The following is a 25,740-nucleotide window of genomic DNA, read 5'->3' as shown; positions in this document are numbered from 1 at the left end:
CACACTGTGTTTTGCAGTCTTAGCTACCCGACTCGTTCACTTTACGTCTCGATCGGCAAGAACCGAGCTGCATAGGAGGCTGTCAGATGGCGTCAATTGAGCAAGACATCCTCGATTGGGTGAAGAGGCGGCCTATCTGGCAGCGCAACCTTCTCAAGCGGATCGCCCGCGGGGAGGCTATCGATGACGCCTACATCGCCTCGGTCGCGCAGGCGATCGTCGATAAGAAGGTCACGCCGGAGGCGCCGGAGCTCGCCGCTGCCGATCTGCCGACTGGCACTGCGGGAGGTAACACCGTGCAGCTGGAGAGCATCGGCGAACTGAAGTTCGTCAATGCGCTTCTCGACGATCAAACGCTAACGTTCGGAGCAACAGGCGTCACCGTCATCTACGGTGACAACGGCAGTGGAAAGTCGGGCTATGCTCGGCTCGTCAAGAACGTAGTCGGCGCTCGGCATCATGAGGAGATCTTGCCGGATGCCTTCGCATCGTCGACTGGAACGCAATCGGCGCAGATCACCTACTCGCTCGGTGGCACCGCGACGACTGAGGCATGGCCGAGCCTCCTGGAACCCGCACTCAACCAAGCGCACTTCTATGACGAAGCGTGCGGCAACGACTACCTTGACCGCGACACCGAGCTTGCTTACCGGCCTTCCGTCCTGACCTTGCTCGATGAGCTGATCGTCCACGTGGACGCCGTCCGTGCTGCGATCGACGCCATGATTCGGACGAACGAGGCCGAGGCGCTCGTGCCGCCGACTGTTCAGCCCGGAACGCGGGCCGAGGCCTTCCTGAAGTCTCTTTCGGCGACCACGACCAAGCAGGAGATTGACCAGGCGCTTGTCCTTCCCGCCGTCCCCAAGGTAGTGCAGGCAGAGCTGGTGAAGGAGGAAGCTCGCCTCAAGACGACTGATCCTGCGAAGGAGAAGCAACGTTTGCTCTCCGCCGCCACACGGATCGAAGCCTTGGCCGATCACCTCGAGACCCTCGGCACGAAACTGTCGTCGGCCCGTGGTGATGAGATGCTCGCCATGCAGACCGCAGCGACGACGCTTCGTGCCGCTGCGACCGAGGCGTCCAAGACCTCGTTTGCGGACGAGCCACTCGCCGGTGTGGGCAGCGGCACATGGCGTGCGCTTTGGCAGGCCGCGGAGAACTACTCTGTGGCCGAGGCGTACCCAGACCATGACTTCCCGGCGACGGGGGATGGGCATGTCTGCGTGCTCTGCCAGCAACCGCTCCAGACCGATGCAGCGGAGCGCTTGCGACGCTTCCACCAATTCGTCCACAATGACGTAGCGAAGCGTGCCAAGGCTGCGGAGGATGCATTCAAAGGCGCGATCGAAGATCTGAAAGCACTTGAGGTCACCAGCGAGGAGACCACAGAGGCAATCGGCTTCCTTGCGACCGAAGACAAGGTGTTCGCCGATTCGTTGACCGCCGCGCTCGAAACGGCAAAGCGGGCCAAGACTCGCATTGGCGAGCGCCTGCGTGGTGAGTCTGAGGAGGGGTGGATCGAGCTGGTTGCTGTCGATCTCAACGACCTTCGCCTGCGCGCGACCGATCTCAAGACCAAGGCCAGCGCCATTGATGAGGTCGCCTTTGCCCGCACCCTCGCGGACTGCAGAGCGAAACTTGCTGAGTTGGAGAGCCTGATGGCGATTGCAGCGGTGCGGTCTGGAATTGAGAAGGAGGTCGAACGACTCATAGCTCACGCCGCGCTCAAGAAGATCCAGCCCACTATCACGACACAACCGATCTCGGTGGAGAGCGGTAAGCTGGCGCGCGCCTACGTCACTGACCGGGTGAAGGATCACTTCGTCCGAGAATCGGAGCGGCTCAAGCTCGAGCATGTGGTGCTCGGCGATCAAGGTTCACCGAAGGGCAAGCTCCGCCACAAGCCTGCGCTCCTCGGCACCTCGAGCAGTTCCCCGAAGGCAGTTCTCAGCGAAGGAGAGCAGACCGCCGCGGGCCTCGCGGGCTTCTTCACCGAGGTCGAGTTCGATGACACAAAGTCGGCAGTGATATTGGATGACCCGATGTCCTCGCTCGACCACGAGCGACGCGAGAAGGCGGCGCGGCGCATCGTCGAGATCGCGAACGACCGGCAGGTCATCGTCTTCACCCACGACCTGATGTTCCTCGGCGAGATCGTGAAAGCCAGCGATGAACTTGGCGTGACACTCACCGAGCGAGCGATTGAGCGCAACGGTGCGCGCAAGCCGGGGCGAGTCATTGATGGTTACCCGTGGAAGGCGAAGGACGCCAAGCAGCGTATTGGCGATCTTCAGGTAGAGCTGGATCGAGTCAAGAAGAACCAGACTGATATGACTGCCGACGAGTACGAGCGCGCCACCTCGGAATGGGCAGGCAAGCTCTCTGAGACTTGGGAACGCATCGTGCGCAGTGAGGTCGCCTTCAAGCTCGTCGATCGCGGCACGACTAATGTTCGGCCGAAAATGTTCCGCATCGCCGCGAAGATCACGGATGCGGACAACACCGACTTCCAGTCTGGTTACGGGGCAACCTCCAAGTGGGCCCGGCGCCACGACAAGAGCGAAGAGACCAATTACGTGCCTCCGACCGCGGACGAGATGCAGGCCGAGCTGGATCGGATCAAGGCCTGGCGGGAACGCGTCAGCAAGTATGGGTCCGGTGCGTAGTGGAGGTTCTTACCCTCGCTATTGCTGCGCTCGGCCTGCTCATCGCGTGCCTGAGTTTTGGCTGGCAGATCGCGAGTTGGCTTCTCGACGGGCGCCGGGTCAAGCTCGTCCTCAAGCATGGTGCGATGGGCCGTGGGGGCGTCGCGCTTGGGGAAATCAAGCGCGACGGGCGTCCTCGTGATCTATCGCAGGTACGAGGCGAAGGTTCCACCGGAACGGATGTCCTGGCCGTGACGGTTATCAACATCGGCCGTGCCCCAGTCGTCATTGAGCGCTACTCGGTGGTGCTCGAAGGGGCCGGCCTCAGCTTTACGCCGATGGGCGACGCGATCGGCGCTTCCCTCCCTCACGAACTGCAGCCGGGCAGATCCGAGACCTGGTGCGCCGAGATGGAGTCGGTGCGTGCACTGGTCAGCTCGGCGGCGGCGATCGATGTGCACGGGCACGCGATCTCGATGACCGTCGAACTCGGCACCGGCCATACGAAGAAGACGCCTACGAAGCTTCGCGTTCGGTAGACGAGCATCAGGTGCCTAGCAGGCACCGGTCGCTGGACGGATCTCGACCCCTGCTTTCATGATCGCCACCCGCATGGTTTCCTGGTTCACGTCGAGCGTCGTGGCAACCTGTGACAGGGAGAGTCCGGATTCGTACAGGCGGGCGGCCTCGCCCACCTGTTGTACCGTCATCGGCTGGCGACGGATGACGATGTTGTTGGCGCGGAGGATGCCGATGATCGTGGACTTGGCGACGTCGTAGTCTTTCGCCAAGGCTGTCGTCGTCTCACCCGCCGAGTACCGTGCGACCACCTGCGCGCGGGCTTCGTCGTTCAGGCGCTTCCACTTGCGACGAGGAACCGCGACAGCGCGAGAGGTTTGAGCGTCGTCCGGCAAGGTGTCCGCACTTGTCGTTCGAGCGCTGTCGTGAGAACCCCTGATCCGGCGCAGATTCTCGGTCTCTAGCCCTGTTGGATATTTACTGGAACAGAGGTCAATAAGGGCGACCAGATGGTCGTCGTTCAAAGGAGCGACGAATGAAGTGTGAGTTCGTAAGCGTGGCGGCCCCTATGGGCGATGTCGTGGAGCTGGTCGAACTCGCTGATGACCAGTTCGCGCCGTGCGACGGCGGTGGGCTCAGGTACCACGATGGTGCGCAACTGGGCGACGCCGGGCAGGCCGTTGGAGCCGCCTGCGGGAGTGCGGACGGCAGAGCGCGTCCCCAGCCAGGTGCACACCCACGCCCCATGCATGAAGACAGCCCGCCCTCCCAGAAGGAGGACGGGCAGCACGCAAGAAAGAGACGGCGGGGTTGAGCTGGTCGGCGGGCTCGGAACCTGCGGAGCGGTCCTCGATTCGGTTGCCCGAGAAATGCGTGAGCAGTCCGGCGACCGATCTGGGATCGGCCCGCGTTGTGGACGCAGACGAACAGCACGGTCGGGGCGGATGCGGTGGTCATGGGTTGCTCTTGGTGAGGAGGCGGGCTTGGTGGCGCGGATGATCGCGGAGTGCATGCCGTCGGCGGCTTCGTGGATGAACTCCACGGTGGCGTCGGTGAATCCGGCGGCGGCGAGCCCGTCGAGGTATTCGCTCTTGGAGAGGGCTCCGGCGATGCAGCCGACGTAGGAGCCGCGCTCAGCTCGCTGCTCGGGGGTGAGGTGGTCTTCGGCGACGACATCGGAGATGCCGATGCGACCGCCCGGTGACAGGACGCGAAACATCTCGGCCAGGACCGCGGGCTTGTCGGTAGAGAGGTTGATGACGCAGTTAGAGATCACCACGTCCACCGACTCGTCGGGCAGCGGCACGTCCTCGATGATGCCCTTCAAGAACTCCACGTTCGCGGCTTCGACCTTGGCTGCGTTCTCGCGGGCCAGCTCCAGCATCTCGTCGGTCATGTCCACGCCGTAGGCGAACCCGGTGGATCCGACGCGCTTGGCCGAGAGCAGCACGTCGATGCCGCCGCCCGAACCCAGGTCGAGCACCCGTTCGCCCTCGTACAGGTCGGCGACCGCGGTCGGGTTTCCGCAGCCCAGGCTGGCCTCGACTGCCTCGATGGGCAGGTCGGCGGTGGTGGTGGCGTCGTAGAGGCCCGCGCCGAAACTCCGCTCGACTGTGGTGCCGCAACACGAGGACGCGGCCGGACCGCAGCAGGAGTCCTCGACCAGCGGGATCGCGTTGCGGGTGCCGGCCTTGACGGCGGTCGCGGCTCCGGCGTAACGGGCGCGGACCTGCTCGCGCAGCCCGGCGCTCTCAGCGGCGTTCTCGGTGTTCTCGGCCATGGTGTGCTCCGTTCGTGCGCGGATGGATCACGTCATATCGATAATGGTCAATACATCGACAGATGTCAATGCGTTAAGTAGAGTGAAGGACATGACGACCTCGCTTCCGCTGCTGACCACCGATGCTGCCAGGTGTTGTGCGCCGGTGGCCGCGGGCGTGATGAAGGCAGACGACGCGAAGCGGTTGGCGCGGATGTTCAAGGCGCTGGGCGACCCCACGCGCGTGCGGCTGTTGTCGATGATCGCCGCGCAGTCCGGCGCCGAGGCGTGCGTGTGTGATCTGACCGAGCCGGTCGGTCTGTCCCAGCCCACGGTGTCGCATCACATGAAGCAGCTCGTCGGAGCCGGGCTGGTGACCCGCGAACAGCGCGGCAAATGGGCCTACTACGCGATCGTCCCCGAGACCCTGGCGACACTCAGCAACGTGCTCGACCCACAGTCGTTGCGGACCGGAGTCGGCTCGTCCCGCTGACCCGGGTCAGGGCGTTGCCGATGCCAACCCCGATCCGTTCGGCGAACACTTCCGGTGGTGCGGTCGAGCCCAGGTGGAGCATGGCCGTGCCGCGGCTTGGCGACGGGCTGAGCGTCGAGCAGGATCAGGCGGGCCGACCGTTGAGGCCTACGTCGCCGGGCCCTCCGCTGCTGTGCGCGAAGGCGTACAAGATCCACGACCGGCTCGACCCGATCGAGCTGCGCCGCAACGCGGACCGGTTGCGCACTCACCAAGCGACCTGGCATGCCCGTCGACCTCGTTCCTTCGTCTGTTGCCGAGCCCGTCGGTACCTGTGGGACGAACGGACGTCCCGCGCCCCGCAGATTCCTTCCCTGCCACCTCGTGACCTCCGCCACTAAGATGGGAGGCGTCCCGGATCCCGCGCCGCGGGACCGGTTGGAGTGAGGGGGATGGCATGGGCCGTCGCGTGGTGTTCGACCATTTCGGGGACATCGACCAGCTTCATGTGATCGAGGAGGCGCCGCCCGCCGCGAGTGAGGGCGAGATCCGGGTCCGTGTGGCGTTCGCGGGGCTGAACCCCGTCGACTGGAAGATCCTATCGGGGGGATCGGGGCCGATGGCGCCCGACCTGCCCTCCGGCAACGGCAACGACTTCTCCGGCGTCGTCGACCAGGTCGGGCCGGGGGTCCGTGGCTTCAGCGCGGGCGACCTGGTGCTGGGCGGCGCCCGCTTCCTCGCCCAAGCGGACCACCTCGTCGTCGACGCGAGCCAGGTGAGCCACCTGCCTGCGGGGCTGGGGCTGGACACGGCCGGAGGCCTGCAGATCACCGCCCGCACGGCGGTGGCGGGGATCCGGGCGATCCGCCCGGCGCCGACCGACACGGTGTTCGTCAGCGGCGCGGCGGGAGGCGTGGGGATGCTGGCGGCCCAACTGGCCCGGGCGGCCGGAGCCTACGTCATCGGCAGCGCCAGCCGTGAGAACCACGGGTTCCTCCGCGGCCTCGGGATCGTCCCCGTGGACTACGGGGAGGGGATGTGGGACCGTCTGCGGGAGCTCGCGCCGACCGGCGTGTCCGCCGCCCTCTCGACGCGCGACCTCGACGAGGTCCGCGGGCTCGTCCAGTTCGGCGTGCCGGCCGCCAGGATCGATGCGATCGCCGCCGGGCCCGGCGCGCACGACCTCGGCGCCCAGACCGTCGGGGGAGCGGGCGCGCTCCCGGGGGATCTGGGCAGGGTGGCCGAGGCGTTGGCGCGCGGTTCGCTGGTCTACCCGATCGACTCCGTCTTCGATCTGACGGATGTGCGGCGCGCCTACGCCCGCCTGAAGAAGGGCCATCTGCGCGGCAAGATCCTGCTGCGCACGCACGCCGTGACGGAGGCCGCGGACGTGCTCAGGGGTTGACGCGCGCTCCTCAGCGCCGACGGCGCTCCCTCACGCGCACCGAGATCTGGATGGGGGAGCCCTCGAACCCGAACTCCTCGCGCATGCGCCGTTCGATGAAGCGCCGATAGCCGGGGTCGAGGAACCCGGTGGTGAACAGCACGAAGCGCGGAGGGCGCGTCGAGACCTGCGTGCCGAAGAGGATGCGCGGCTGCTTCCCCCTCGCAGGGGATGGGGATGGGCGGCGACCAGTTGGCCGAGGAACGCGTTGAGGCGTCCCGTCGGGATGCGGGTCGTCCACCCCGCGATGGCGGTGTCCAGGGCGCGGGCGATCCGGTTCGTGTGCCACGCCGTCCGAGCCGACAGGTTGATCCGGGGCGCCCACTGAACCTGGACCAGATCGCGCTCCTGCTCGGCGCGCAGACGAGGCTGGCGGTCCTCGTCGACGAGGTCCCACTTGTTGTTGACGATGACCACGGCGCGCCCGGCGTCGACCGCCTGCTGGACGACTCGGACATCCTGCTCGGTGAGCGGCTCGGAGGCGTCGAGGAGCACCATCGCGACCTCGGCCTTCTCCAAGGCCGCCTGCGTGCGGATCGAGGCATAGTAGTCGGCGCCCGTCGTCCGGTGCATCTTGCGGCGGATGCCCGCCGTGTCGACGAACCACCACGGACGCCCATCCAGCTCGATGAGCTCGTCGACTGGGTCGCGCGTGGTCCCCGCCGTCTCATCGACGACGACCCGGTCCGACCCTGCCAGCGCGTTGAGCAGGGACGACTTGCCGACGTTGGGCCGGCCGACCAGCGCGACGCGGCGTGGCCCCCCCTCCGGGGCCGCCGGAGCGACCGCCGACTCCTCCGGGAGTGCGTCGACCAACGCGTCAAGCAGGTCCCCGGTGCCCCGTCCATGGAGGGCGGAGATCGGGTGGGGCTCACCCAGCCCCAGCGACCACAGGGCCGTGGCGTCGGCCTCCTGCAGGGGCGAGTCGACCTTGTTGGCCGCCAGCACGACGGGCCGGCCGGAGGCGCGCAGGACGCGCACGATCCTCTCGTCGGTGGCCGTGACCCCGACCGTGGCGTCGACGACGAGGCAGACGGCGTCTGCCAGGCCGATGGCGGCCTCCGCCTGGTCGGCGACGGAACGGTCGAGGCCCTTGACGTCGACCTCCCACCCGCCCGTGTCGACGACCGTGAAGTCCCGGCCCGCCCACTCGGCCGCATAGGCGACGCGATCGCGGGTGACGCCGGGGGTGTCCTGGACGACAGCCTCGCGTCGGCCGAGGATCCGGTTGACCAGGGTCGACTTGCCGACATTGGGCCTGCCGACGACGGCGAGCACCGGCAGCCCGGCGGCCGGCCTCGACTCGTCCGGCGAGCCGTCGCCGGCCTCGAGCAGCGCGCGGTCCTCCTCGTCGAGCTCGTACTGCTCGAGGGAGGAGAGCATGGATCGGGCGCGCAGGTCGTCCTGGTCCGCGGGGGAGGCCCCGGTCTGGTCGTCGGTCACGGGGCAATCCTAGACGAGGGCGTCCCGGCGGGACGGGGCGGAGTCCTTGCTCACACGCGGGCGCGCGGGTCCTGGCCGAGCACCTCGCGGGAGACTGGCACGTCGTTGTAGGCGTGCTTGATGCCGTCGATGTCCTGGTACCACTCCGCGCCCTTGCCGGTGATGAGCACCGTGTCCCGGGGGCCGGCCGCCAGGATCGCCCGCCGCACGGCGTCGCGCCGGCATGTCGCCACCTCGGTGACGCGGGCCAGGTCCGGCCGGACGGACGCGATCCCGTGGAGCAGCTGGGCGCGGATGGACGCAGCGTCCTCGGTGCGCGGGTTCTCGTCGGTGACCCAGAGGTCGTCGGCGCGGCGGGCGGCGATGGCGGCGAGCGGTTCGCGTTTGGTGGGGTCGCGGTCCCCGTCGGTGCCGAAGACGAGGACGATCCGCCCGCGCGTGAACTCCCGCGTCGACGCCAGCGTCCACTCCAGCCCCTCGGGCGTGTGCGCGTAGTCGACGACGACGAGGGGCTGGCGGGGATCGGGGACAGGGTTGACCTTCTCCATGCGCCCGGGCACCTGCTCGGCGCGCTCCACGGCGGCGATCACCGCGTCCACGTCCAGGCCCAGCCGCACGGCGCTGACGATGGCGAGGGCGGCGTTCTGGACGTTGACGTCGCCAAGGACGGGGGTGGCCACCGCATGGCCCGCGCCATCGGGGGAGACGAGGGTGAACACCGTGCGCGAGGTGTCCGCGTCGACATGCGCGTCCCGGACCGTCCATTGGGCGGGCTCGTCGGTGAGAGCAGAAACGGTGGTGACCGGCACCTCGGCCTCCCGCGCGAGCCGGCGCCCCCACTCGTCGTCCACGCAGATGACGCCCTGGCGCGAATGCGCCGGGGTGAACAGGGAGCGTTTCGCCGCGAAGTAGTGCTCCATGTCGTGGTAGTAGTCGAGATGGTCGTGCTGGAGATTCGTGAAGGCCGCGACGTCGAAGACGATGCCGTCGACGCGGTTGAGGCTCAAGGCGTGCGCGGAGGTCTCGACGACCGCGGCGCCCAGCCCCTTCTGCCCGGCGAGGGCGAGGATGCGCTCGACGACGGGCGCCTCGCCGGTCGTGTGGTCGGACAGGATGCGCAGATCGCCGACTCGGGTCTCGACGGTCCCGCACAGGGCGGCATCCTCGTGGGCCGCGCCCAGGGCCGCGCGCATGAGGTACGAGGTCGTCGTCTTGCCGTTCGTCCCGGTGACCGCCATGGTCCGCAGCCTGCGGGCCGGATGCCCGTAGACCGTGGCCGCGACCGCGGCGGACGCCGCACGCGGATCCCCAACGACGGCCACCGGCAGTCCCAGCCCCTCCTCGGCGGCGTCTCGCGCGCCGACCGGATCCGTGAGGATCGCGGCGGCGCCCTCCTGCGCCGCGCGGTGCGCGAAACGGATCCCGTGCTGGGTGAGGCCGGGGATCGCGACGAACAGCCAGCCGGGGTCCACGTCGAGGGTCGACACCGTCACGCCGCTGACCTTGGCCCCGCGGGCCGGGGCTCCGGGCGCGTCCACCCATTCGAGCACGTCGACGCCGGCGAGCGCCTGGGGCAGGGGGAGCGGTTCCACAAGGGGTCGGATGTCGCGCACGGAGGTCATGGCGGCCACTCTAGATGAGCCGGCCGCCGCCGGCCTTCCCCGGCGGGCAGGTCCTAGACTCGGGGTATGGTCGCCACCCCTGTGCCCCGCAACGCCTCCGCCGCGCCGGGATCCGGGATGAACCGGCAGGCGGCGCCGTCCCCGTCGGAGGACCCCGCGCGCCGGGACGGGGAGCCCCCGCGCGACCCCGCGGCGTCGATGTCGCTGCTCACCCAGCTGCTCAACAACCCCTTGGACGCCGGATACCACGCCTACTCCGCGGAGGAGCGGGCCCGGCGCCAGCCGTTGTGGCGCAGAGCCCTGATCCTGCTGCTCGCCATCGCCCTGGGCGCCGGCTCCGCTATCGCGGTGCGCAACCTGCGGGCGCCGGCGGCCGGCGAGGTCGGGGAGACCCTGCTCGACCAGGCTCGCTCCCAGCTCTCCACCGTCCAGTCCCTGGACGCCGATGTCGCGTCGCTGTCCTCCCAGGTCGGAGCCGCTGCCGGAGCGAGTTCGGGGACCGGAGCCGACATCGGCGACGCGGTGGCCGTGGCGGCGGCGGTCGCCCCCGTGGAAGGGCCCGGCCTCGTCGTCACCCTGGACGACCGGCCCGACTCGGCGCTGGACACCACGGGTGTCGAGGGAGCCGTCACCGACCAGGACCTGCGCGTCGTGGTCAACGCGCTGTGGAGCGGGGGAGCGGAGGCGATCACCGTCAACGGCCTGCGCATCGGGCCCGGCACCTTCGTCCGCCGCGCCGGAGCCGTCATCCTCGTCGACATCACGACCGTCCAGGCGCCCTACGAGGTCGCTGCCATCGGCGATGCAAACGCCTTGGCGGTGGCCCTCGTCAGGGGCGACGCCGGCGATCATCTCTCGGCCGCCCAGTCCGTCCGCGGGATCACGATGGACACGCGCTCGGAGTCCTCTCTGGAGATGGACGCCCTGGACTCGCCCGCCACGACCACCGGCACCGGAACAGGCGCCGACACCGACAGCTCAGGAGACTGATGTGATCGCCGTCCTCGGACTCGCCCTGGGGATCCTCGTCGGGTTCCTCGTGGATCCCACCGTTCCCGTGTGGCTGCAGAGCTTCCTCCCGGTCGCCGTCGTCGCGGGGCTCGACGCCCTGTTCGGTGCGGCGCGGGCCTGGCTGGAGGGGACCTTCTCCGACCGGGTCTTCATCCTGTCGTTCTTCTGGAACGTCGTCGTCGCCTGCCTGCTGGTCTTCCTGGGGGCGCAGCTGGGGGTTGGCTCCGCGATGACGACGGCCGTGGTCGTCGTCCTGGGGATCCGGATCTTCTCCAACACGGCCTCCATCCGTCGGCTGATCTTCAAAGCGTGAACGCCATGGACGACGCCTCTCCCGCTCCGCGCCGGCCCGCGATGTGGCGCCGGGTGCGCCGGGCGCTCTTCGCCCGCCCCCGCCCCCTCCACGTGGTCCTCCTCGTCATCTGCTTCGTCCTGGGAGCGGCGATGGTCACCCAGGTCCGCGCCCAGCAGACGGACCCGCTGGAGACGATGAACCAGCAGGACCTCGTCGCCCTGCTCGACGAGCTCTCCACCCGGGAGGAGACGCTGCGATCGGAGAAGTCAGATCTGCAGTCGCAGCTCGCCGAGCTTCAGAACGCGGCCTCAGAGCAGCAGGCGGCCCGTTCGGCCGCCGAGCGGGCCGCGACGCAGGCCGCCGTCAACGCCGGAACGGTCGCCGTCCACGGCCCAGGGCTCGTGATGACGGTGACCGACGGCGGCGGCGCCCTGGACTCCTCGCAGTTCGTCATGGCGCTGGGCGAGCTGCGCAACGCCGGCGCGGAGGCGGTCGCCCTCAACGGGGTCAGGCTCACCCCGCGGTCCTGGTTCACCAGCGATTCCACGGGTGTCGTGGTGGACGGGACGCGGATCTCCTCGCCGTACACGTGGCAGATCCTCGGGGACGCCACCACCCTGGAGCCGGCGCTGGAGATCCAGGCCGGATCCGCCCAGCAGATGCGGGCTCGCGGGGCCGGTGTGGACATCGCGGCCTCTGACGACCTCCAGATCACGGCCGTCGCTCCGGCTCCGAAGCCTCAGTGGGCGACGGTGAAGTGAGTCCTCGGGGCGCCCAGCACACTACACTGGCGATAACGTGTCGCCGATCGACTCAAGGAGGGAAGAGTGGAGACCAACAAGGATTTCGATCCCACGGCCACCTCGCTGTTCGGACTGCCCTCGGAGGATGAGGCGCTCAGCGGCCCGGTCCCGCTCTCGGCGCGCGATCGCGATGCCGTCGACGCGCTGCCGGCGGGATCCGCCCTGCTCATCGTCCAGCGCGGTCCGAACTCGGGAGCCCGTTTCCTCCTGGACCCGGAGGTGACGAACGCGGGGCGCTCCCCGAAGTCGGACATCTTCCTCGACGACGTCACCGTGTCGCGTCGTCACTGTCAGTTCCTCGCCCGCGACGGCGGCTACTATGTGCGCGACTCTGGCTCGCTCAACGGGACCTATGTCAACCGGGAGCGGGTCGAGGAGGCCGAGCTGCACGCCGGTGACGAGGTGCAGATCGGCAAGTACCGGCTGACCTACCACCCGTCCCCGCGCCAGGCATGAGCGCGGCAGCCCCTGCTCCCGCCCCCGATGCGCGGGACGCCCCCGAGCCGTGGCCGCGAGGCGTCTCGCGGGACCCTGCGCTGTCCATCGGGCAGGTGGTCGGCCTGCTGCGCGCGGAGTTCCCGGCAGTCACGGTCTCGAAGATCCGCTTCCTGGAGGACCAGGGGCTGGTGCGTCCCGTCCGCTCCGGGGCGGGATACCGCAAGTACTCCCGCGCCGACGTCGAGCGTCTGCGGTTCGTGCTCACCCAGCAGCGCGACTCCTACGCGCCGCTTCGCGTCATCGGGGACCGGCTGCGCGCCCTCGACGCGGGTCACGATGTCGAGCCCGCTCCGACGGCGCGGGTCGTGACCTCGGAGGGGCATGTCGTCGTGCCCTCCAACCGGCCGTCCCTCCCCGCGCGGGAGCTCTCCGACCTCACGGGGGCGAGCATCGAGACCCTGGAGCGTTACACCGGGCTCGGGCTCATCACGCCGGACCTCGCCGGGTACTTCCCCTCCCGGTCGATCCAGGTCGTCACGCTGTTGCTCGCTTTGGAGGGCGAGGGCGTCGACGCGCGCGTCCTGAGGTCGGTGCGCACCGGCGCCGAGCGGAGCGCGGACCTCATCGACCAGGCCGTGTCCTCCCAGCGCTCGAGGAGCCGGGCCAGTGATTTGGAGCGGGCGGGATCGCGGTCCATGGAGCTCGGCGAGCTCATGGCCGATCTCCATCGCGAGATGCTGCGTGTCTCACTGTCCCGTCTCAACGGGCTGTCGCAGGCCGGCCGCGGCGAACGCGGACCCTCACGTTGAGGTCGAGGGTGAGGCGCGCCGGGAGGGTCGTTGACCCGGCCCCTCCCACTGCCTAGCGTTGTCCCCATCAACGATCTGTCCCTCGAAGGAGCCGCCGTGAGCGCCCAGCCTCAGGATCCCCGGGTCACCGCCCGGCAGGGGATGCTCTTCGGCGACCCCTTGGAGGGCCTCGATGAGGAACAGACCGGCTACCGCGGCCCCGTCGCCTGCGCCGTCACCGGCATCACCTACCGCCAGCTTGACTACTGGGCCCGCACGGGCCTGCTCGAGCCGTCGGTGCGGGCGGCCCGCGGATCGGGTTCGCAACGGCTCTACTCGTTCAAGGACCTCCTGGTGCTGCGCGTCGTGAAGAAGCTGCTCGACGCCGGCGTGTCCCTGCAGCAGGTGCGCACCGCCGTTCGGCAGCTCCAGGACCGCGGCGTCGACGACCTGGCGTCGATCACGTTGATGAGCGACGGCGCCTCCGTCTACGAGTGCACCTCCACCGATGAGGTCATCGATCTGCTCCAGGGGGGGCAGGGGGTCTTCGGCATCGCGGTGGGGCGCGTGTGGCGCGAGATCGAGGGATCGCTGGCCGAGCTGCCGATCGAGCAGGCCGAGACCGCGCCGATGGTCGACGAGCTGGCCGAGAGGCGCCGCCGCAAGCGCTCCGCGTCCTGAGGCGCCGCGGGAGGTTCAGTCGGCGGCCAGGGACTGCCGGAGGGTGAAACCGGTGTCGCAGTCGCGGATCTGGACCTCGACAATGCCGTTCGGATCCACCGAGTAACGTTCTTCGACAAGTGGTCCGTACTCGGTGCGCACGACCTCCTGGCCCGCAAGATCGACCTCTCCTCGACGGGATCCCTCCTGCAGCAGGGGATCGAAGGGCATGGCGATCCGGCCGCGCGGCATGACGTCGCCGCGCGGGACGCCCTCGTCATCGGCGGAGGCGTACTCGACGAAGCGGAACCATCCGATGTTGTGGGCGGCGCGGTAGGTCCGGGTGACGGCCACGGTGTCCGACGCCGACACCCGGAGATCGGGTTCCAACAGCGGATCGAAGGACACGCGCCGTCCCGACTCGGACTCCCGGAAGACGCCGAGCCCCCGTGAGAGCCGTTCGGAGAGCGTGTATCCGGCGTCCGGGTCGGCGGCGATCGCGAGCCCGATGGCGGTGGAGGCGGCGGCGTGAGGGGAGCGGTGGACGCGCCGTCCGAACCGGGAGCGCAGCAGGCGCGAGACGATGGGCAGCTCCGACCCGCCCCCGACGACGTAGAGGCCGGCCACATCGTCGGGCAGGGCGGGGGAACCGTCCCGGTCGGGGACGGTCAGCGGCTCCATCGTCGCCAGCGCCGAGCGGACGAGGGGAGCGGCGTCCTCGTAGAACTCGCCGACCGGGACGGTAACGGCGCGCCCCGCGACCTCGATCGCGATGAGGCGCGACTGGGAGGACAGGGACTCCTTGGCGGTGCGGGCCTCATCGAGAAGGCCTGCCCACCCGGACTCGCCCAACTCGGCGGAGGAGATCCCGGCGGCCCGCAGCGCGCACCGAGCGAGGACCTCGTCGAAGTCGTCCCCGCCCAGATGGTTGTCGCCGCACGAGCCGAGGACCTCGTGGGCGGTTCCGTGGACCGCGACCAGCGAGGCGTCGAAGGTCCCGCCGCCGAGATCGAAGACGAGGACCCGGCCGCGCCGAGAGTTCACCGTGCCCGCATGGCGGTGCGTGTACTCGAACCCGGCGGCGGAGGGTTCGTTGACCATCGCCCTCACGGTGAACCCGGCCGCCCGGCAGGCCTCGAGCGTGAGGAGGCGCTGGGCCGAATGGGCATGGGCGGGAATGCCGACGACGACGTCGAGCGGAGCGTCCGTCAGGTCCTCGGCGACCGAGGACGAGGTGCGCAGGCAGCCGGCCACCTCGCGGAGGAGCCCTGCGACGAGGTCGAGCACGCGGAGATCGCGCCCGCCCAGGCGCACCGTCGCGGCGGCCGTTACGCGGGGATCCGAGAGAATGCGCTTGACGGAACGCAGATGCGGGGCGCCGGCCCGGGCCGCCTCCTCGGCGCGGAAGCCGAACACGGGACGGCCGTCCTCGAGGGCGATGAGGGAGGGGACGAACTCGCGGGCGTCCCCGCGCGGGTCCTCGAAGGAGACGACCGGGTAGTTGCCCCGGTCCGCGCCCGCGACGATCGTGCGGGTCGTGCCGAAGTCCACGCCGAGTCTCATGCCCCCAGTCTAGGTCGGTGCGCCAGGGGCCCGGCGGGACAGGACTACGATAGATCCCCGCGCGACGGCGCGGAAGCAGGGCCGGCCGGGGGAGAGGGGACATCGTGTCCGTGTACGAGGTCATGGGATGGGCGGGCTCCGTGCTCGTGGTCGTCTCCCTCATGCTCCCGAGCGTGCGCCGCTTCCGGTGGCTGAATCTCACCGGGTCCGCGCTGGCGACGATCTACAACGTGATCTTCGGGATCTGGCCGTTCGCCGCGATGAACCTGGCGATCATGCTCATCGACGCCTGGTGGATCGTGCGGATCGAGCGCGACGCCCGGCGCGGCCGCTCCTACACGCTGCTCCCGATCGGGGCGGGCGAGGCCTACCTGGCCCACATGATCGGCTCCCTCGCCGAGGCGGCGGAGCGGTGGTACCCCCGGTTCCGCGCGATTCCGGAGGGCCCGGATCGGAGGGCGTTCCTGGTGTTGCACGGCGACGAGACGATCGGCGTCATCGTCGCCGAGGTCCACGCGCAGTGGGCGGAGATCGTCCTGGACTTGGTCACGCCGCGGTTCCGCGACCTCAGTCCGGGGCGCTTCGTGTACTCGCAGGCCCGGCTGGCGGACGTGCTGGGCGTATCGTCGCTGCGCGTGGCGGCGGGCACGACGACCGATCCCGGCTACTTCCGGCGGGTGGGCTTCGTGGACGAGGGGGAGGATCTGGTCCTCGCGGTCCGATCGTCAATCTGACATAATGTACATTATCGGATCGTTGGGGAAGGTCGGGATGAGGGTCCGCGAGAGGCGTCCGTCCGACCTCGGAGTCATCGTCGGCTGGGTGTCGAATCCGACCGAGGTCCGGCGTTGGGCCGGCGACTCGCTCACGTTCCCGACCGACGCCGCGCAATTGCGGGCGCACGCCAAGGCCCTCGGCCATTGCGCGTGGGTGATCGAGCGCGACGAACGGACGAGCCGCCCCGTCGGCCGGTTCGAGCTGAGCGGATCGGGCGGACGGGCGCGCCTGATGCGCGTGATCGTCGATCCGGAACAGCGCGGGCAGGGCTTGGGACGCGCCCTTCTGGAGGCGGCCGTTTGACGAGGAGGCGGCGTTCGTCCCCGGACGCGTGTCACCCCGCCGCGTGGTCGGCGAGCGCGCGGATCGCGGGCGCGAGCGCCGAGGCCGACCACCAGGTGGGCCACGCGATCAGGACCAGCATGACGAGATGCCAGATCCACCGGGGCGCACGTGTCAGAGAGGCCAGCGCCCCGGGGTCATCGGCGCGGCCTCCGTGGACGACCACGGACACGAGCTGCCGCCACGCCCCGACCAGCAGCACGACGCCCGCCGCGCAGACCGCGGCCGACGTCAACTCGATGCTCCCCCGCCACCAGGCGGCTCCTGTGGCCGCAAGAAGCGTCGCCAGGGCCAGCGCCGTGTAGAGCGATCTGGCGCGGACCAGTGCGGCGATCATCAGGCCTCCGGCGGTCACGAGGATGAGCGGGGCCCGCCCGCCCATGGCGGCAGCGATCATGACGGCGCCGACGGCCGCCGGCATCGGGTATCCGGCCACCGTCGTGAGCACCAGACCGATCCCGCGCGGCCGGCCCGCCGTGACCGTGTGGCCCGACATGTCGGGATTGACGACGAAACCCGTGAACCGGCGTCCGCACAAGACTCCCACCACCGCGTGGCCGAGCTCGTGGACGACGGTGACCAGCGGGCGGACGACGGCCCACAGGGGCGTCGCCACGCACAGCGCGGCCAGCGCCGCCGCGGCGGCCGTCCATGCGCCGATGGAGACCTCCTGCGCCACGAGACTCGCACCGAGGCGCTCCAGCACAGAGCGCCAGACCTCATGCCATCCCATGGGAGAAGTCTGGCCCATGCGCCTGATCGTTTCCCTTCGTCGATCCGTTGGATGGAATATCCGGTAGAATCTCGTCGTTTGGGACTGCGCAGGCCAACATTTGAGGAGACGACATGGCGGATCGGGCGCTTCGGGGAATGCAGATCGGCGCGAAGTCGATGGAGTCCGAGGAGGGAGTCGTCTTCGCCGAGCGGTTCACCGCGAAGTACCTGTGCCCCAACGGACACGAGTTCGAGGTGACCTTCGCCGCCGAGGCGACCCCGCCGGCGACCTGGGAATGCGCCTGCGGGGCGGTCGCGGAGGTCGTCGGCGACGTCCCCGAGGACGAGGACCAGAAGCCGGCGAAGCCCGTGCGCACCCACTGGGACATGCTGCGCGAGCGCCGTTCCATCGAGGAGCTCGAGAAGGTCCTCGAGGAGCAGCTCACCCTGCTGCGTGAGGGGCGCCTGCGTCCGGAGGGCTCCTACCGCAAGCCGTGACCCGCGGAGCCGAGCAGTCGCCGAATCCCCCATTGAGTCACCATTAATAGTTCTTCAGTAAATATATCTCCTGAGAGTTTCGAGGCGCCGAACCGCCGTTCGTCGAAGGCGATGGGCACCTCGGCGACCGCCGCCCCGCGCCGGGTTGCCGCCCAGGTCATCTCGACCTGGAAACCGTAGCCCCGCGCGCCGGCCTCGTCGAGGGCCCCTGAGCGCTCGAGCCATGCCGCTCGATAGACCCGGAACCCCGCGGTCGCGTCCGCGACGTCCATCCCGAGCATGGCGCGGATGTAGAGGTTCCCGGCGCGCGAGAGCGCGCGGCGCGGCAGCGGCCACCCGTGCACGGATCCGCCGGGCACCCAGCGCGATCCGATGACGAGGTCCGGATCGTCGGGCGCCCGGAACCGCGCGAGGAGGCGGACCAGTTCCTCGGGACGATGGGAGCCGTCGGCGTCCATCTCCGCGAGATATCCGAAGCCATGGTCCAGGCCCCACCGGAACCCTTGGACGTAGGCGCTGCCCAGTCCCGACCTGGGCGGCCGGTGGAGCACATTGACCCGTCGGTCGTGGGCGCCCAGGTCCTCGGCCCACTCCCCCGTTCCGTCCGGGGAGGAGTCGTCGACGACGAGGACACGGACGCCCGGCATCGCCTCGAGAAGGCGTCGGAGCACGCCGGGCAGGGACTCGATCTCGTCGAAGGTCGGGACGACGACCAGGGTCTCGTCCTCGATCGCGGCGCTCACGCGGACCTCCTGCCCAGGGCGATCGACGCCCCTCCCGAACCGACGGCCAGCGCGACGGTCAGGACGATGACCAGCCAGTCCGGGAAGTCCCCCATCCGGGCGGCGGGGGTCAGGGAGGTGCGCAACGGGACCTCGCCGGTGAGGAACGCGGCGACCTGCTTGCCGCTCTCGGCGATCACGGATCCATCGGGCCGCACGATGAGCGAGGTGCCGTTCGTGGACGCCTGGATGGCGGACCGCGAGAATTCCATCGCCCGGAACCGCAGCATCTGGGCCTGTTGATCCGACTCCGCCGAATACTGGAAGTGGTAGTTGTTCGTCGGGATGACGATGATCTGGCCGCCCGCGCGCACCCCCTCGGACAGCAGCGGCTCATAGGCGACCTCGAAGCAGATGCCGACGGTCATCGGGATGCTCCGCCCGTCGGCGGAGGGCACCTCCAGCAGCGAGGGGTTGTCCACCGCCACCATGTCGACGTTGACCCGGGCGGCCTCGGTCGCCAGGTGGGAGACGAAGGAGCGCCACGGGATGTACTCCCCGAAGGGGACGGGGTGCTGTTTGCCGTAGAACCCCTCTCTCAGTCCGCTGCCCGGCTCCCACACGCCGATCCAATTCTCGCGGGTCGTCTGGTGGATCTCCTGCCAGCCCACGATCGTCGGCACGCCCACCGCCTCCACGGCGTCCGCGACCAGTTGGCTCGTCAGCGCGTTCGTGCGGGGATCCTTGTCGACGGAGTCCTCCCCCCACACGACCAGGTCGACCGCCCGCCCGGACTCCGCGAGCTCGCGGGTCACCCGGGCGTTGTTGCCCGTCACCTTCCCCACGGTCTGGTAGGTCTGGTCGCCGGGGATCTCGACATCGCCCTGGACGACGCCGACGCGCAGGGATCCCGCCTCCTGCTGTGTCGGCAGATCGATCGCCAGCGGCGCCGCCAGAAGGGCGAGGGCGACGGCGAGTCCGGCCGGGCGAGCCCACCACTGCGGCGCGTCATGCGCCGGGGACAGGGAGAAGGCCCGTCTCAGCAGCACCGCGCACACCATGACCAGGAAGGACACGAGCGCTTCTCCGCCCCACGGGGCCAGGCGTCCCAGGGGGGCGTCGACCTGCGTGTAAGCGATGTTCGCCCAGGGGAAACCCCCGAAGGGGACACGGGAGCGCAGCTGCTCGAACCCCGTCCACGTCAGGGCGAAGAGGACGGCCTGACCCCAGGCGGGGCGTGTCCAGCGCCACACGCGGGCCACGGACACGGTCCACGACCACGCCGCCACGGGCAGGACCTGCGTGGCGGCCAGGGCGACCCAGGGCAGCCATCCGCCCGTCGCGACGCGCACCCATTCGATGTGCCCCAGCCAGAACCCCGATGCGACCAGAGCCGCGTACCAGCTGGCACGGCCCGCGCCCACGCGGTCGACGAGGGCGACGAGGACCGCCAGGGAGGGAACCGCCAGCCACCACCAGTCGGTCCCGGGGAACGAGGCCCACAGTCCGGCCGCGGCCACGGCGACGCACAAGTAGTCGCGCGACCTCCGCAGGGGCGGTCTTCCGCCCGAGACGACGCCCCCACCGGGATTCATGCCCCTCCTTCTCAGACCACGGACCATGCGACGACCCCGCGCACGAGGAGGTCGCGGGCCGCGCGCGCCCGCGCGGCGAGCCCTGGCCGGTCGATGTGGCGCAGCTGGTCCAGCAGATCCATGATCTGGCGGATCCGTCGGACGAAGTCACCGCCCTGCAGATCGGCGGCATCCAGGGCCGTCGACAGCGACGCGCCCGAGGCCCACGCGTGCACGGCCGCCATGAGGCCCGGCTCCACCTCAGGCGTGGGCGAGGCGCCTGCGCGAGCCTCGGCGTCGCTGACCCGTCCCTGGGCGGCGAGCGTCCCCGCCCATGCCCGGGCCAGGCCCCCCCGGGGGCCTCCGGGCAGCGCCGGCTCCAGGTCCCGGTCGCGGTCGGAGCGCGCCTCGAAGATGACGGTGGACGCGATGGCCGCCAGCTCCGGGCCCGAGAGGCCATCCCAGGCTCCGGAGCGGATCGCCTCGACGACGACCAGGTCCCGTTCCCCGAACACGCGGCGCAGCTGCTGGCCCGCCTCCGTCACCTCCCCGCCGTCGAGGAACCCCAGGAGGTCCAGGACCTCGCAGACCCGGTCGAACTCCTTGGCCACGGAGTTCGTGCGGCCCTCGACCGAGCGGGCGAGCCTCTCGTACTCGTGCCGCGCCCGCATCCAGGCATGGCCCGCGACGGCGTGGGTCTCGCGCTCGGGGCACTGGTGGACCGGATGGGAGCGGATGCGGCGCTCCAGCTCGAGGAGATGGGGGTCCTGCCCTCCCTCGGCCCGACCGGGCGCCTCCTCGAGCGATCCGGAGCGCACGAGCCGGCGCAGCTCATCGGCGAGCTCCGAGCGGTCCCGCGCGCGGCGGACCCGACGCAGGTCGGTGCCCGGAGCCAGGCGGCCGACGACGGCCACTCCCCCGCCCGCGTCCTCGGGCCCCAGCCGGCGCAGGCGGCCGTCGGTGCCGAGGACCTGGACGAGCGGCGCGTCGGACGTGCCCTGGGCCGGGGTCAGCGCCACGGCGTGGTTCCCGTGCCGGCCTCGGCGATACGCCAGGACGTCCCCGGGACGCACCTCCGCGAGGGCGAGGGCGGCGGCCCGGCGGCCTTCGCCGACCCGGCGCCGGGCGCGGGTCTTCTGGGCCGCTGCCAGCTCGTCGCGCAGGGCGAAGTACTCGCGGGCGTCTCCCAGCTCGCATGCCACCTGGGACTCGAGCTCGATCATCTCCCGTTCGCGCTCCCTGGCCTGGCGGGCGAGTCCGACGACGGCCCCGTCGGCCTGGAACTGCGCGAACGAGGTCTCCAGGACATCGCGGGTCGCGGCTCGCGAGGAGTGCGTCAGCAGGTTGACGACCATGTTGTACGTGGGGTGGAAGGCGCTGACCAGCGGGTAGGTGCGTCTGGAGGCGAGGGCCGCCACCTCCTCCGGGGCGACCCGCCCGCGGTGCAGGACGACGGCGTGCCCCTCCGAGTCGATGCCTCTGCGTCCGGCCCGGCCCGAGAGCTGGGTGTACTCCCCGGCGCTCAGCTGGACATGGGCGGCGCCGTTCCACTTCGTCAGCGACTCGATGACCACGGTGCGGGCGGGCATGTTGATGCCCAGTGCCAGGGTCTCCGTGGCGTAGACGACCTTGACCAGCCCGCGGGTGAACAGCTTCTCGACGGTCTCCTTCATGATGGGGAGCAGGCCCGCGTGGTGTGCGGCGATCCCCCGTTCGAGCCCCGCGGCCCACCGCGAGACGCCGAGCACCGCGTGGTCCTCCGGCGGGATCGTCGCGACGGCCTCCTCGACGACGGAGCGGATCCGGTCGGCCTCGCCGCGCGACGTCAGGACGATGCCCGAGGCCAGCACGGCCGAGACGGCGTCGTCGCATCCGGCGCGGGAGAAGATGAAGACGATGGCAGGCAGCAGCCGCGCCCGATCCAGGGTGATGAGCGCCTGGGGCCGCGACTCCCGCCGCCCGCGGGGGCGGGCGGGGGCGCCCTCGTCGGGGGACCAGCGCCCGCCCCCGCGCGGGCGGGGGCGCCGGGGCGCCTGGGTCGCGGCCACCAGCTCGGGGTTGAGCCGTCCGGACCCGTTGGACGAGGGCGCGTAGAGGTCGAAGAGGACGGAGCCCACCATCATGTGCTGGTAGAGCGGGACCGGGCGCCGTTCGGAGACGACGATCCGGCAGGATCCGCGGACCTCGCGCATCCACGCCCCGAACTCCTCCGCATTGGAGACGGTCGCCGACAGGGCGACGACGCGGACGTGGGAGGGCAGGTGGATGATGACTTCCTCCCAGACGGGACCGCGGAAGCGGTCCGCCAGGTAGTGGACCTCGTCGAGGACGACATGGGAGAGGTCGGAGAGGTCCGTGCCCGCGTAGATCATGTTGCGCAGGACCTCGGTGGTCATCACGACCACCGGGGCGCCCGGGTTGACGGAGACGTCGCCGGTGAGCAGGCCGACGTTGGCCTCGCCGAAGCGGGCTTGGAGGTCGACGTACTTCTGATTCGACAGCGCCTTGATCGGCGTCGTGTAGAAGGCCCGCTGGCCGCGCGACACCGCCAGGTCGCAGGCGAACTCGCCGACCACCGTCTTGCCCGCGCCCGTGGGGGCCGCGACCAGCACCGAGTCCCCGTCCTCGACGCCCTCCATCGCGTCGAGCTGGAAGGGATCCAGCTCGAAGCCCAGCGTGGCGGCGTAGTCGTGGCGGTGCGAGGCTTCGAAGGCCTGGTGCCGGCGGAAGACCTCGAAGCGCTCGGCGGCGCTCATGGACTCCCGGATCTGCGCCGGGCCCCGGCTGACGGGCGTCTCCGGCTGGCCGGCGGGCCCTCCGTGACGGCGTCTGACGCGACGGCGAGGGGGTGTCATCGCTCCTCCCAGACGTCGAGGGCGCGACGTGCCCTCTGCGCCATCGTCTGCGCCACGTCCGGCGGATCGACGTCGAGCAGATGCGGGGCCACGTCGATGAGCAGCGCCTCCACCCAGTCCCGGTCCCACACCTCGATCTCCGCGACGAAGCGGCCGGAGCCCTGCTCCGTCACGCGGCACGGGACCTCCTCAGCGACCCACCGGGCCGCGTCCGTGAGCGTGAGGCGGACGCGGGGGGCGTCCGGGCGGTCCTCGGCGGTTTTCCGGGGATGGTCCGCCAGGCTGTCGAGGACCGTCACGGCATCCATCCGCTCCAGCCGGAAGCTCCGCTCGCCGTCGGCCGCGTGGCACCAGCCGCGCAGCGTCCATCCCTCCGCGCTGCGGTGCAGATCCCAGGGGTCGACCTCGCGGCGGCCCCGGCGCCCATCGAGGCTCGTGTACTCGAAACCGACCTGGCGGCCGACCCGCATCGCCTCGTTGAGGATGTCCAGGCGCGCATCGTGACGCGGGGCGCCGGACACGACGACCTCGTCGGACACGCCGTCGGAACCGGGCGAGAGGGCGGCGACCGCCATCGCGGTGCGCGGCAGGCGCGCCCTCAGGTCGTCGTCGAGGACGGGGGCGATCGCGCGCAGGCCGATGAGGACCGCCGACGCCTCCGCCGGGGTGAGGCGGGGCGGCAGATCGACGCCCATCGTCGTGCGGATGCGCAGGCGCTCCTCCCGGGCGAGGAGCTCCCAGTCGACCTCGAACGAGCTGCCGGGTAGCGAGTCGTGGACGTCGCCCAGCAGATTCACGTCGCGGACCATCTGGTCTCGCGACCTCCCGAAGTGGCGGGCCGCGCGGTCCAGCTCGGCGCCCGGATGCTCCCCGATCCAACTCACCAGCGACAGCAGGCGCGCCATCTGGACCTCCGTGCGCTCAGGCATGACGCCCCCTTCGCGTCTGCGGCTCCCATTGGGCCGCGGCCCTCAGCCGGTCGAGGATCTTCCGGCGCAGATCCTCAGGCTCGACGACGACGACGTCCGGCGCCTCTCTCAGGATGCGCGAGACCCAGCTGCCGATCTCGTCGGGAAGGCCCCTGACCGTCTCCCACCCGGCGCCCTCCGCGCTCCGGTCCGCAGGGGCGCCCCCGTCGGAGGTGCCCCCGTCCCCGGAGGCGACCGTGTGGAGCCGGACCCGTGGGGCTCCCCCCGGGCGCACCCGCAGCACGGGGGAGACGGTGAGAGCCTCGAAGGGATCGCCGGGATCCTCCGCGGGGGGCGGGGCGTCGCCCGGCTCGCCCAGGCGCTCGACCTCCCCGCGGATGCGGGACAGGCGGAACATCCTCGGCGCCTCACGGTCCAGGTCCAATCCCTGGAGATACAGGCCGCTGCCGCGCAGCACCAGGCGCCACGGCTCGACCGAGCGCTCGCCGGTGCCCGACGACGCGGCGTAGGTGAACGAGATGGGCTGCCGGGCGCGGATCGCGTCCAGCACGTCGACCAGCCGCTGGGACCCGGCGAGGCCCAGCACGACGGGGACGAGCGCCCCGTCGGGACCGCGTTCCGCGCGCGAGGCCAGCTTCGAGCGGAGCATCTGCGCGCCCGCGGCGGGAACCGAGGACCACGCGGAGACCGCGAGGTCGACCAGGGCCAGATCGACGGCGCTCAGGTGGGCGCCCTCCTCCGGGAACGACTCGGCGGCCACCCTGTAGCGCTCCTGGGCCGGACCGGGGACCAATTCGAGGACGATGCCGGCCTCCCGCAGGGCGTCCTTGTCACGCTGGAAGGCGGACTCGAAGGCGGAGGGGCTGAGATCCTCATACCCCGGAGAGCGCCTCACCTGGTCTTTGGTGCGTCCACGCTCGGACGTCAGCAGGTCGAAGAACAGGCTGAGGACGCGCAGACTCGTCGGGACCTCGGGACTCACGCCCCCAGCGTACGGCCCCGCGGGCCCTTCCCGCTCCTCACAGCCGGGAGGCGGTCAACTGGGTGACGATCACGCCTCGCGCGCCGGCGTCATGCAGCCGGTCCATGACGGGATTGACCTCGTCGGCGTGGACCATCGCGCGCACCGCCACCCACTCGGAGTCGACCAGGGGGCTCAACGTCGGCGAGTCGAATCCCGGCGTGATGCGGATCGCTTCCTCGAGGTCCCGCTGGCGCACGTTGTAGTCCAGGAGGACATAGGACCGCGCGACCCTCACCCCTTCGAGCCGCCGGTCGAGCGTGCCCAGACGCGGATCGTCGCGGAACTCCTCGCGGGTGATGAGAACCGCCTCGGACTCCAGCAGCGGCGGACCGAAGACGCTCAGCCCGGCGCTGGCCAGCGTCGCGCCGGTCTCCACGACGTCCGCGATGAGATCGGCCACGCCCAGCCGGACGGAGGACTCGACGGCGCCCTCCAGGTGGACGACCTCCGCCTCGATCCCCTGCGCGGCCAGGTAGTCGCTGACCAGCCGGTCGTAGGAGGTGGCGACGCGCTTGCCGCGGACCCCCCCGAGATCCGTGATCGTGCCGGTGGGGGCCGCGAAGCGGAAGGTCGACCGGGCGAAGCCCAGCGCGCGGTACTCCACGGCGGCGGTCCCCGAATCCAGCAGCAGGTCGCGTCCGGTGATGCCGACCTGGATCTGCCCGCGCCCGACGTACACGGCGATGTCGCGCGGACGCAGGAAGAAAAGCTCGACCTCGTTGGCGGCGTCCGTGAGGACCAGCTCCCGCCCGCGGCGGGAGCTGCGGTAGCCGGCCTCGGCCAGCAGGGAGACGGCGGGCTCGGACAGGGATCCCTTGTTGGGCACGGCGATGCGCAGCATGG

At 70.4% G+C, this 25,740-nt stretch carries 24 protein-coding genes and 1 pseudogene; 13 read left to right on the top strand and 12 right to left on the bottom strand.

The features are described 5' to 3' along the window. Positions 1-86: 86 nt before the first annotated feature. Both ACFQWG_RS04305 and ACFQWG_RS04300 read left to right on the top strand, forming a co-directional pair. Positions 87-2,666 carry an AAA family ATPase gene (locus ACFQWG_RS04305; protein WP_380972448.1) on the top strand — a complete coding sequence of 860 codons (2,580 nt, stop codon included), beginning with the start codon at positions 87-89 and terminating at the stop codon, positions 2,664-2,666. After that, positions 2,666-3,184 carry a hypothetical protein gene (locus ACFQWG_RS04300; protein WP_380972446.1) on the top strand — a complete coding sequence of 173 codons (519 nt, stop codon included), beginning with the start codon at positions 2,666-2,668 and terminating at the stop codon, positions 3,182-3,184. The genes ACFQWG_RS04305 and ACFQWG_RS04300 overlap by 1 nt, the downstream gene beginning before the upstream one ends. 15 nt (positions 3,185-3,199) lie before the next feature. Here ACFQWG_RS04300 and ACFQWG_RS04295 read toward each other — a convergent pair whose 3' ends face one another. Then, positions 3,200-3,688 (bottom strand): hypothetical protein, encoded by a 489-nt coding sequence (locus ACFQWG_RS04295; protein ID WP_380972444.1) that lies wholly within the window; start codon positions 3,686-3,688, stop codon positions 3,200-3,202. Continuing rightward, positions 3,685-4,944, bottom strand: a complete 1,260-nt coding sequence (gene arsM / locus ACFQWG_RS04290) for an arsenite methyltransferase (RefSeq protein WP_380972442.1) — start codon at positions 4,942-4,944, stop codon at positions 3,685-3,687. The genes ACFQWG_RS04295 and arsM overlap by 4 nt, the downstream gene beginning before the upstream one ends. Before the next feature lie 91 nt (positions 4,945-5,035). On the opposite strand from arsM, the gene ACFQWG_RS04285 reads away from it, so the two are divergent. Together ACFQWG_RS04285 and ACFQWG_RS04280 are read left to right on the top strand one after the other, a co-directional pair. Beyond that, on the top strand, positions 5,036-5,416 hold the full coding sequence (locus ACFQWG_RS04285; protein WP_380976218.1) for an ArsR/SmtB family transcription factor: 381 nt from the start codon (positions 5,036-5,038) through the stop codon (positions 5,414-5,416). 436 nt (positions 5,417-5,852) lie between these two features. Then, positions 5,853-6,800: an NADP-dependent oxidoreductase gene (locus ACFQWG_RS04280; protein ID WP_380972440.1), complete on the top strand. Its 948-nt coding sequence runs from the start codon at positions 5,853-5,855 to the stop codon at positions 6,798-6,800. Positions 6,801-6,810: 10 nt separating this feature from the next. Here the strand turns inward: ACFQWG_RS04280 and der are convergent. Next, a pseudogene (gene der, locus ACFQWG_RS04275) lies at positions 6,811-8,282 on the bottom strand (ribosome biogenesis GTPase Der). Between the two features lie 50 nt (positions 8,283-8,332). Then, complete coding sequence (locus tag ACFQWG_RS04270; RefSeq protein WP_380972437.1) at positions 8,333-9,904, bottom strand: Mur ligase family protein; 1,572 nt, start codon at positions 9,902-9,904, stop codon at positions 8,333-8,335. 66 nt (positions 9,905-9,970) lie between these two features. Here ACFQWG_RS04270 and ACFQWG_RS04265 point away from each other — a divergent pair, with 66 nt between their 5' ends. From ACFQWG_RS04265 to ACFQWG_RS04240, 6 genes are all read left to right on the top strand, one after another. After that, positions 9,971-10,894 (top strand): DUF881 domain-containing protein, encoded by a 924-nt coding sequence (locus ACFQWG_RS04265; RefSeq protein WP_380972436.1) that lies wholly within the window; start codon positions 9,971-9,973, stop codon positions 10,892-10,894. Position 10,895: 1 nt separating this feature from the next. Continuing rightward, complete coding sequence (locus ACFQWG_RS04260; RefSeq protein WP_291496614.1) at positions 10,896-11,228, top strand: small basic family protein; 333 nt, start codon at positions 10,896-10,898, stop codon at positions 11,226-11,228. Between the two features lie 5 nt (positions 11,229-11,233). Then, positions 11,234-11,971, top strand: a complete 738-nt coding sequence (locus tag ACFQWG_RS04255; RefSeq protein WP_380976216.1) for a DUF881 domain-containing protein — start codon at positions 11,234-11,236, stop codon at positions 11,969-11,971. A 66-nt stretch (positions 11,972-12,037) separates the two neighbouring features. Continuing rightward, entirely contained in the window at positions 12,038-12,469 is a 432-nt protein-coding gene (locus ACFQWG_RS04250) for an FHA domain-containing protein (RefSeq protein ID WP_291496616.1), read from the top strand. After that, positions 12,466-13,260 carry a transcriptional regulator FtsR gene (ftsR, locus tag ACFQWG_RS04245; protein ID WP_380972434.1) on the top strand — a complete coding sequence of 265 codons (795 nt, stop codon included), beginning with the start codon at positions 12,466-12,468 and terminating at the stop codon, positions 13,258-13,260. Before ACFQWG_RS04250 ends, ftsR begins: the two co-directional genes overlap by 4 nt. A gap of 141 nt (positions 13,261-13,401) precedes the next feature. After that, positions 13,402-13,920, top strand: a complete 519-nt coding sequence (locus tag ACFQWG_RS04240; RefSeq protein ID WP_380976214.1) for a MerR family transcriptional regulator — start codon at positions 13,402-13,404, stop codon at positions 13,918-13,920. 15 nt (positions 13,921-13,935) lie between these two features. Here ACFQWG_RS04240 and ACFQWG_RS04235 read toward each other — a convergent pair whose 3' ends face one another. Further along, a complete protein-coding gene (locus tag ACFQWG_RS04235) occupies positions 13,936-15,462 on the bottom strand; it encodes an Hsp70 family protein (protein ID WP_380972431.1) in 1,527 nt (508 codons plus the stop codon). Between the two features lie 104 nt (positions 15,463-15,566). Here ACFQWG_RS04235 and ACFQWG_RS04230 point away from each other — a divergent pair, with 104 nt between their 5' ends. Next, positions 15,567-16,196, top strand: a complete 630-nt coding sequence (locus ACFQWG_RS04230) for a hypothetical protein (RefSeq protein WP_380972428.1) — start codon at positions 15,567-15,569, stop codon at positions 16,194-16,196. 37 nt (positions 16,197-16,233) lie between these two features. After that, entirely contained in the window at positions 16,234-16,542 is a 309-nt protein-coding gene (locus tag ACFQWG_RS04225; protein ID WP_380972425.1) for a GNAT family N-acetyltransferase, read from the top strand. Between the two features lie 31 nt (positions 16,543-16,573). On the opposite strand, the gene ACFQWG_RS04220 is transcribed toward ACFQWG_RS04225, so the two are convergent. Continuing rightward, positions 16,574-17,314 (bottom strand): M50 family metallopeptidase, encoded by a 741-nt coding sequence (locus ACFQWG_RS04220; protein ID WP_380972422.1) that lies wholly within the window; start codon positions 17,312-17,314, stop codon positions 16,574-16,576. Between the two features lie 113 nt (positions 17,315-17,427). On the opposite strand from ACFQWG_RS04220, the gene ACFQWG_RS04215 reads away from it, so the two are divergent. Continuing rightward, positions 17,428-17,793 (top strand): RNA polymerase-binding protein RbpA, encoded by a 366-nt coding sequence (locus tag ACFQWG_RS04215; RefSeq protein WP_380972419.1) that lies wholly within the window; start codon positions 17,428-17,430, stop codon positions 17,791-17,793. On the opposite strand, the gene ACFQWG_RS04210 is transcribed toward ACFQWG_RS04215, so the two are convergent. From ACFQWG_RS04210 to hisG, 6 genes are read right to left on the bottom strand one after another with little or no spacing between them, the layout of a single operon-like run. Continuing rightward, on the bottom strand, positions 17,778-18,536 hold the full coding sequence (locus ACFQWG_RS04210) for a polyprenol monophosphomannose synthase (RefSeq protein WP_380972417.1): 759 nt from the start codon (positions 18,534-18,536) through the stop codon (positions 17,778-17,780). The two genes, ACFQWG_RS04215 and ACFQWG_RS04210, sit on opposite strands and share 16 nt — an antisense overlap. Then, positions 18,533-20,110 (bottom strand): apolipoprotein N-acyltransferase, encoded by a 1,578-nt coding sequence (gene lnt, locus ACFQWG_RS04205; RefSeq protein ID WP_380972415.1) that lies wholly within the window; start codon positions 20,108-20,110, stop codon positions 18,533-18,535. Before lnt ends, ACFQWG_RS04210 begins: the two co-directional genes overlap by 4 nt. An 11-nt stretch (positions 20,111-20,121) precedes the next feature. Next, the gene (locus tag ACFQWG_RS04200) at positions 20,122-22,944 is read right to left on the bottom strand and encodes a DEAD/DEAH box helicase (protein ID WP_380972413.1); all 2,823 of its coding nucleotides are present in this window, start codon (positions 22,942-22,944) and stop codon (positions 20,122-20,124) included. Further along, positions 22,941-23,873 (bottom strand): helix-turn-helix transcriptional regulator, encoded by a 933-nt coding sequence (locus ACFQWG_RS04195; RefSeq protein ID WP_380972410.1) that lies wholly within the window; start codon positions 23,871-23,873, stop codon positions 22,941-22,943. Before ACFQWG_RS04195 ends, ACFQWG_RS04200 begins: the two co-directional genes overlap by 4 nt. Continuing rightward, entirely contained in the window at positions 23,866-24,855 is a 990-nt protein-coding gene (locus ACFQWG_RS04190) for a helix-turn-helix transcriptional regulator (RefSeq protein WP_380972408.1), read from the bottom strand. Before ACFQWG_RS04190 ends, ACFQWG_RS04195 begins: the two co-directional genes overlap by 8 nt. Positions 24,856-24,892: 37 nt before the next feature. Beyond that, positions 24,893-25,738, bottom strand: a complete 846-nt coding sequence (hisG, locus tag ACFQWG_RS04185) for an ATP phosphoribosyltransferase (RefSeq protein ID WP_380972407.1) — start codon at positions 25,736-25,738, stop codon at positions 24,893-24,895. Positions 25,739-25,740: the final 2 nt, after the last annotated feature.

Origin of the sequence: Schaalia naturae (assembly GCF_042665795.1) — a bacterium.
GTDB classification, from domain to species: domain Bacteria; phylum Actinomycetota; class Actinomycetes; order Actinomycetales; family Actinomycetaceae; genus Pauljensenia; species Pauljensenia naturae.
This window is presented reverse-complemented; position numbering and strand designations above follow the sequence as displayed.

Excerpts from the sequence above, each read along its gene's own strand:
- ACFQWG_RS04305 (WP_380972448.1), top strand. The coding sequence starts at position 87 with ATGGCGTCAATTGAGCAAGACATCCTCGATTGGGTGAAGAGGCGGCCT.
- arsM (WP_380972442.1), bottom strand. The coding sequence starts at position 4,944 with ATGGCCGAGAACACCGAGAACGCCGCTGAGAGCGCCGGGCTGCGCGAG.
- ACFQWG_RS04285 (WP_380976218.1), top strand. The coding sequence starts at position 5,036 with ATGACGACCTCGCTTCCGCTGCTGACCACCGATGCTGCCAGGTGTTGT.
- ACFQWG_RS04280 (WP_380972440.1), top strand. The coding sequence starts at position 5,853 with ATGGGCCGTCGCGTGGTGTTCGACCATTTCGGGGACATCGACCAGCTT.
- ACFQWG_RS04270 (WP_380972437.1), bottom strand. The coding sequence starts at position 9,904 with ATGACCTCCGTGCGCGACATCCGACCCCTTGTGGAACCGCTCCCCCTG.
- ACFQWG_RS04265 (WP_380972436.1), top strand. The coding sequence starts at position 9,971 with ATGGTCGCCACCCCTGTGCCCCGCAACGCCTCCGCCGCGCCGGGATCC.
- ACFQWG_RS04255 (WP_380976216.1), top strand. The coding sequence starts at position 11,234 with ATGGACGACGCCTCTCCCGCTCCGCGCCGGCCCGCGATGTGGCGCCGG.
- ftsR (WP_380972434.1), top strand. The coding sequence starts at position 12,466 with ATGAGCGCGGCAGCCCCTGCTCCCGCCCCCGATGCGCGGGACGCCCCC.
- ACFQWG_RS04240 (WP_380976214.1), top strand. The coding sequence starts at position 13,402 with ATGCTCTTCGGCGACCCCTTGGAGGGCCTCGATGAGGAACAGACCGGC.
- ACFQWG_RS04235 (WP_380972431.1), bottom strand. The coding sequence starts at position 15,462 with ATGAGACTCGGCGTGGACTTCGGCACGACCCGCACGATCGTCGCGGGC.
- ACFQWG_RS04225 (WP_380972425.1), top strand. The coding sequence starts at position 16,234 with ATGAGGGTCCGCGAGAGGCGTCCGTCCGACCTCGGAGTCATCGTCGGC.
- ACFQWG_RS04220 (WP_380972422.1), bottom strand. The coding sequence starts at position 17,314 with ATGGGATGGCATGAGGTCTGGCGCTCTGTGCTGGAGCGCCTCGGTGCG.
- ACFQWG_RS04215 (WP_380972419.1), top strand. The coding sequence starts at position 17,428 with ATGGCGGATCGGGCGCTTCGGGGAATGCAGATCGGCGCGAAGTCGATG.
- lnt (WP_380972415.1), bottom strand. The coding sequence starts at position 20,110 with ATGAATCCCGGTGGGGGCGTCGTCTCGGGCGGAAGACCGCCCCTGCGG.
- ACFQWG_RS04200 (WP_380972413.1), bottom strand. The coding sequence starts at position 22,944 with ATGACACCCCCTCGCCGTCGCGTCAGACGCCGTCACGGAGGGCCCGCC.
- ACFQWG_RS04195 (WP_380972410.1), bottom strand. The coding sequence starts at position 23,873 with ATGCCTGAGCGCACGGAGGTCCAGATGGCGCGCCTGCTGTCGCTGGTG.
- hisG (WP_380972407.1), bottom strand. The coding sequence starts at position 25,738 with ATGCTGCGCATCGCCGTGCCCAACAAGGGATCCCTGTCCGAGCCCGCC.